The organism is Mycobacterium sp., from assembly GCF_049585075.1.
Classification (GTDB): Bacteria; Actinomycetota; Actinomycetes; order Mycobacteriales; family Mycobacteriaceae; genus Mycobacterium.
The window spans coordinates 1-5,775 of record NZ_JBAUZA010000446.1; the positions used below are offsets into that span (position 1 = coordinate 1).

Genomic DNA, 5,775 nt, shown 5'->3' on the forward strand with positions numbered 1-5,775 from the left:
ACCTGCGGCACCGAGTTGGCCGGGTACAGGCTCTGGTCGGGGTAGGTGTGGCCGGACAGGTTGGCGTCGCCCGCAACCTGCCAACCCGACAGGTAGATCGCTTTCAGGCCGGCACGGACCTGCTGCACCGCCATGTTGCCGGTCAGCGCGCCCAGCGCGTTGACGAACTCCAGGTCGTGCAGCTGGCTCCACAGCACCTCGGCACCGCGCCGGGCCAGAGTGGCCTCCTCGACGACCGAGCCCTGGAGGGCCACGACGTCTGCGGGGGTGTAGGTGCGGGTGATGCCCTTCCAGCGCGGGTTGGTGTCCCAGTCCTTCTGGATCTCTTCGGGGCTCTTCGGCTGGCCAACGCTCGACATGGCGCTCTCCTCAAAAGTTAATGACCTGAGGCCCCTGGATTTCCACACTTGCTAAGGACCCCAGCATCGTGCTGATCTGCTTAGTCGAAGATGGCACAGGTTAGCGCCGCAGGTCCACCGATTTTTATGCCAATTTTGGCTAGGGGTCAGCCACTTTTTGCAAAGGTTGCGAAGATACGCCTGAACTGAAACGGTTCAGTTTCTACCAGCTGGTAACTTAAATCCGCAGGTCAGCACCGCGGTTTGCATAACGCTCGTACGGTTAAAGCGGGAAGATCGACGCGACCGCTTTGGTCTCGTCGCCGACGGCATATGTGAGCGTTCTAACAGTGCGGTCAGCCAGGTCAACTCCGAATCGGTCGGTCGATCCGGCGGGGTGAACGTGCGAGATGATCTCCAGCTTGTCGCCGAGCGCCACCGGGGCGTCGTGCTCGATGGTCACCCGCAGCGGCGCTTTGAGGAGTTCCTGGTACGACGCGAGGTAGTCCTCGATCACGCTCCAGTACACGGAGTTGTTCATATGGTCGAACAGGTCGATGTCGGTGACCCGGACCGGGAACTCGTGGATCTCGGTGGCATCTTCGCGGCCGCCGGCGGTCAGGTAGGCCTTCCACCGCAGCCGGTCGATATCCGTGGTTTTCCGCAGGCCAGCTAGGAAGTCGTCGGCGATGCGTGACGGCATCTGGGTGTCGCGGTTGATGTTGATCCAAAACGCCTCGGACTCCATCAGCCCCCCCTTTCGCCCATCTATGCGCACCCGCATTTCACACCACCGGTTCGATGTTCCTGAACACCACCGGCGCATCCGTAGCATGTCGCCGAACTCGACTGGACGGATCAGGTCGACCATGGTCCGGCGGACAATCCAGAGCGGATGAGTTTCCTCGAATCCCATCTCGCGCAATTGATCCTGACCGATGTCCTGGATATGGCGGGCGGCCGCGTCGAAGCGCAGTCGGCCCTCACGGTCGATGTCAGCGACGCGCAGCGGCCACTCACGGTCGAAGACGTCCGGATGGCCGTCGGGCACCGGCATCATTTTTTTGTCCAGGCTCACGGCTTCACTTCCCCGCTGTTACTCACTCCCCCTCAGGCGATCATGCCAAATGACCTCGCTGAGGCGCCAATCCTCGACGTCGTGCAAATCTTGCTAACCATGCCTTCGCAACACGGGTACGCTGGTCGGATGGCCAAGACATTCGTTGGCTCGCGGGTCCGGCAGCTGCGCAGCGAGCGCGGATTCAGTCAGGCCACGCTGGCGCAGATGCTCGACATTTCACCGAGCTACCTCAATCAGATCGAGCACGACGTCCGGCCGCTGACTGTCGCGGTGTTGCTGCGGATCACCGAGGTGTTCGGCGTCGACGCGACGTTCTTCGCCTCGCAGGACGACACTCGTCTACTTGCCGAGCTGCGTGAGGTCACGCTCGACCACGACCTCGGCGTCGAGGTGGACCAGTCGGAGCTGGCCGACGTCGTGAACTCGCACCCGGCGCTCGCGCGGGCCTTGGTCAACTTGCACCGGCGGTATCGGCTGACGACCACGCAGCTCGCGGCCGCCACCGAGGATCGCTTCTCCGACGGAAGCGGCAGCGGATCGATCACGATGCCCCACGAAGAGGTTCGCGACTACTTCTACGAACGACATAATTACCTGCACGAGCTGGACACCGCCGCCGAGGAGCTCACGGTGCAGATGCGCATGCACCGCGCGGACCTGGTGCGCGATCTGTCCGACCGGTTGACCTCCGTGCACGATGTCCGCATCAAACGAATCGATCTGGGCGACAACGTCCTTCACCGCTTCGACCCCGAGACGCGAACGCTGGAAATTGGCGGGCATCTGCCATCGGGCCAGTCCGCGTTCAAACTCGCCGCAGAGCTGGCCTACTTGGAGCACGGGGCGCTCATCGACGACCTGGTCGCTGAGGGCAGCTTCACCAGCGACGAGTCCCGCAAGCTGGCCCGACTCGGGCTGGCCAACTACTTCGCCGCCGCAACGGTGCTGCCCTACCGGCAATTCCACGAGATCGCCGAGAACTTCCGCTACGACGTCGAGCGGCTCTCGGCATTTTATGTGGTGAGCTACGAAACCATCGCCCACCGGCTCTCGACATTGCAACGACCGTCGATGCGCGGCGTGCCCCTGTCATTCGTGCGCGTCGACCGCGCGGGGAACATGTCAAAACGCCAATCCGCCACGGGTTTTCATTTCTCTTCGGCAGGCGGCACCTGCCCGCTGTGGAACGTCTACGAGACCTTCGCCAACCCGGGCAAGATCCTGGTGCAGATCGCCCAGATGCCCGACGGCCGTAGTTACATGTGGGTGGCCCGGACCATCGAGCGGCGGGCATCACGGTATGGTCAGCCCGGTAAAACCTTCGCGATCGGGCTGGGCTGCGAACTACGGCATGCGCACCGGCTCGTCTACTCGGAAGGACTCGACTTGTCCGGCGACATAGCCACACCGATCGGCGCGGGCTGCCGGGTTTGCGAACGCGACAACTGCCCGCAGCGAGCGTTCCCCGCGCTGGGCCGCGCACTCGACCTCGACGAGCACCGCAGCACAGTGTCGCCCTACCTGGTGAAGCAACCATGACGCACCCGGACGTCGGTCGCATCCCGCCCGCGCGGTTCCGCGACCTGGGGCTGATCAATTGGATCTTGGCGAAATCCGCCGCCCGCACAGTCGGCGCTCCGGAGATGCACCTGTTCACGACGCTGGGTCAGCGCCGGTTGCTGTTCTGGGCATGGGCGTTCTACGGCGCTCGGCTACTGCGGGGCCGATTGCCGGGCGCCGACACTGAGTTGGTGATCTTGCGGGTCGCGCATCTGCGCGGTTCCGAATACGAACTGCAGCACCACCGCAAGATGGGACGACGCCGCGGCCTGAACAACGAGACGCAGGCCATGATCTTCGCCTGGCCGAATCGCAATGCCGGGCTCACCGACCGGCAGCAAGCGCTGCTGAACGCCACCGACGAGTTCATCAACGACCGCTCGATCAGCCCCGAGGTCTGGCAGCAGCTGTCCAGCCACCTCGATCGGCGTCAGCTCATCGAATTCTGCATGCTTGCAGGGCAATACGACGGCCTGGCGGCCACCATGGCGGCGCTGGACATCCCGCTGGACAACCCCCGGTAACGCCCTGTCAGATGTAGGTGCGGATCAGCACGCCCAGCGACAGCAACACGGGAAGAACCGGCAACGCGAAGACAAACGACGCCAGCGGATAGTTCTGCTGCCGCCGAAGTCGCTGTCCCCGGAGCACCGCCCACAACGCGAACGCCGCTGCGACGAGTAGCACGATCAGACTCCACAGACTCACCGTGGTGATCGCGTCGCCGATCGAAATCGCCACCAGCCACAGCAGATAGCCGGCGAGCACTCCGCCGATGGCCGCCCAGATCGACTCGCTACGCATCGACATCAGAAGTTGATCATGTGCCCGGTCAGTCCGTGGAAGCACTCTTGAAGCGCCTCTGACATCGTCGGGTGGGTATGGACGTTGCGCGCCAACTCGTTTGCGGTCAGGTCCCACTTCTGCGCCAGCGTCAGCTCTGGCAGCAACTCGGAGACGTCGTGCCCGATCAGATGCCCGCCCAGTAGTTCGCCGTGTCTGGCGTCGGCGATGAGTTTGACGAAACCACTGGGATCGCCGAGGCCGTGCGCCTTGCCGTTGGCGGTGAACGGGAACTTGGCAACCTGAACGTCATAACCTTCGTCGCGGGCCTGCTCCTCGGTGAGCCCAAAGCTGGCCACCTGCGGCTGGCAGAATGTCGCCCGCGGCAGCATGCGGTAGTCGCCGAGGGCCAAAGTCTCTGCGCCGGCGATGGTTTCGGCCGCCACCACCCCCTGAGCCTCGGCGACGTGCGCCAGCTGCAGTAGCCCGGTGACATCGCCGATGGCGTAGATGTGGTTGACGTTGGTCTGCATGTAGTCGGTGATCCCGATGGCTTTGCGCTCGGTCAGCGCGACCCCGGCCGCCTCAAGGCCGAAACCTTCGACGTTGGGCGCAAACCCGATGGCCTGCAACACCTTTTGGGCCTTGAGTTCCTCTGAGCTTCCGTCCTTGGTGACCGTCATGGTGACCATGGACCCGTCGTCGGCGATCGATACGCATTTGGTGCCGGTGAGAATCTTGACGCCGAGCTTCTTGAACTGCTTCTCGATCTCCTTGGACACTTCGGCGTCTTCGTTGGGCAGCGCGCGCGGCAAGAATTCGACGATGGTCACGTCGACGCCGTAGTTCTTCAGCACATAGCCGAATTCCATGCCGATGGCCCCGGCTCCGGCGATGACAATCGATTCCGGGAGCTCGCGGGAAAGGATCAGCTCTTCGTAGGTGACGACATTCGTCGACAGCGACGTACCCGCAACCAGCTGGGTGCTGCTGCCGGTGGCGATGATCGCGTTGTCGAAGGTAACCGATTCGGTGCCACCGTCGTTGAGTTCGACCGACAACGTGTGGGCGTCGGTGAACCTGCCGTACCCGTGGATCTCGGTAATCTTGTTCTTCTTCATCAGGAAATGCACACCGGCGACTCGGCCCTCGGCGACTTTGCGGCTTCGGTCATAAGCGATGCCATAGTCGAACGTTGCCTCGCCGTTGATGCCAAAGGTCTTGGCTTCTTGGGCGAAGATGTGCACGAGTTCGGCGTTGCGCAGCAAGGCCTTCGACGGGATGCAGCCGACGTTGAGACAGACTCCGCCCCAATATTTGGGTTCGACGACGGCCGTGTTCAATCCCAACTGCGCAGCGCGGATAGCCGCCACATATCCGCCGGGTCCGGCTCCGAGGACGACAACGTCATAGTGGGTCACGGCCCCTACCCTAGTGGCCGCGTGCGCACCGTCAGATGGCCAGCCAACTTTCGAGGTTGTCGTCGTAATCGGCGGCCACCCGCAGGCCGCGGCCCGGCCCGCGGGTGAGCCATCGCCGGGCGAGGAACTCGCTGGTGATCGCGGCGGGCAACGCCCCGGCCAGGTGGAACCGGCGATCGGTCCAGTCGACGCAGCAGCGGGCGAATACCCGCCGACTGGTCCGCAGCGACGCCAAGTCAATGCCCAAACTGTCGAGCAGGTGCTGCCCGCGGTCGGTGAGTTCGTGATCGCGGTCGTCGAGGCGGCGGATCGCCGACGCATCCAGCAGACGGTCGCGCAGCTGCACGCCGCGGCGTCCGGCCAGATGGTCGTAACACGTCCGCGCCTCGGTGAGCGCGACAGCGGCGCGATGGGCATCGAGCGAACGCACCGGGGCCGGCGGGGCGATCTGCGCGATCGCCTCCAGCACCTCGGCGACCTCCGGATCGACGATCTCGTGGTATCGATGCCGGCCCTGGACTCGCACCCGGATCAATCCGCCCTCGGCCAACCGGCGCAGGTGCGCCGAGGCGGTGGCCGGATGGATGTGAGC

The 5,775-nt window shown here is 63.9% G+C and carries 6 protein-coding genes and 1 pseudogene; 2 read left to right on the forward strand and 5 right to left on the reverse strand.

The annotated features are described in order from the left end of the window. Together WB785_RS21225 and WB785_RS21230 are read right to left on the reverse strand one after the other, a co-directional pair. Window positions 1-359 (reverse strand): annotated as a pseudogene (locus tag WB785_RS21225) (isocitrate lyase); the annotation flags it as partial. Between the two features lie 262 nt (window positions 360-621). Then, entirely contained in the window at window positions 622-1,416 is a 795-nt protein-coding gene (locus tag WB785_RS21230) for an acyl-ACP thioesterase domain-containing protein (RefSeq protein ID WP_424081533.1), read from the reverse strand. A 129-nt stretch (window positions 1,417-1,545) separates the two neighbouring features. Between WB785_RS21230 and ramB the strand changes: the two genes are divergently transcribed. Both ramB and WB785_RS21240 read left to right on the forward strand, forming a co-directional pair. Then, entirely contained in the window at window positions 1,546-2,958 is a 1,413-nt protein-coding gene (ramB, locus tag WB785_RS21235; protein WP_424081535.1) for an acetate metabolism transcriptional regulator RamB, read from the forward strand. Then, on the forward strand, window positions 2,955-3,503 hold the full coding sequence (locus tag WB785_RS21240) for a carboxymuconolactone decarboxylase family protein (protein ID WP_424081537.1): 549 nt from the start codon (window positions 2,955-2,957) through the stop codon (window positions 3,501-3,503). Before ramB ends, WB785_RS21240 begins: the two co-directional genes overlap by 4 nt. 7 nt (window positions 3,504-3,510) lie before the next feature. On the opposite strand, the gene WB785_RS21245 is transcribed toward WB785_RS21240, so the two are convergent. From WB785_RS21245 to WB785_RS21255, 3 genes are all read right to left on the reverse strand, one after another. Further along, window positions 3,511-3,789, reverse strand: a complete 279-nt coding sequence (locus WB785_RS21245; protein ID WP_424081539.1) for a hypothetical protein — start codon at window positions 3,787-3,789, stop codon at window positions 3,511-3,513. Beyond that, window positions 3,789-5,183 carry a dihydrolipoyl dehydrogenase gene (gene lpdA / locus WB785_RS21250; protein ID WP_424081540.1) on the reverse strand — a complete coding sequence of 465 codons (1,395 nt, stop codon included), beginning with the start codon at window positions 5,181-5,183 and terminating at the stop codon, window positions 3,789-3,791. The genes WB785_RS21245 and lpdA overlap by 1 nt, the downstream gene beginning before the upstream one ends. A gap of 31 nt (window positions 5,184-5,214) precedes the next feature. Next, the coding region (locus tag WB785_RS21255; protein ID WP_424081542.1) for an ArsR/SmtB family transcription factor at window positions 5,215-5,775 on the reverse strand (561 nt) is incomplete at its 5' end.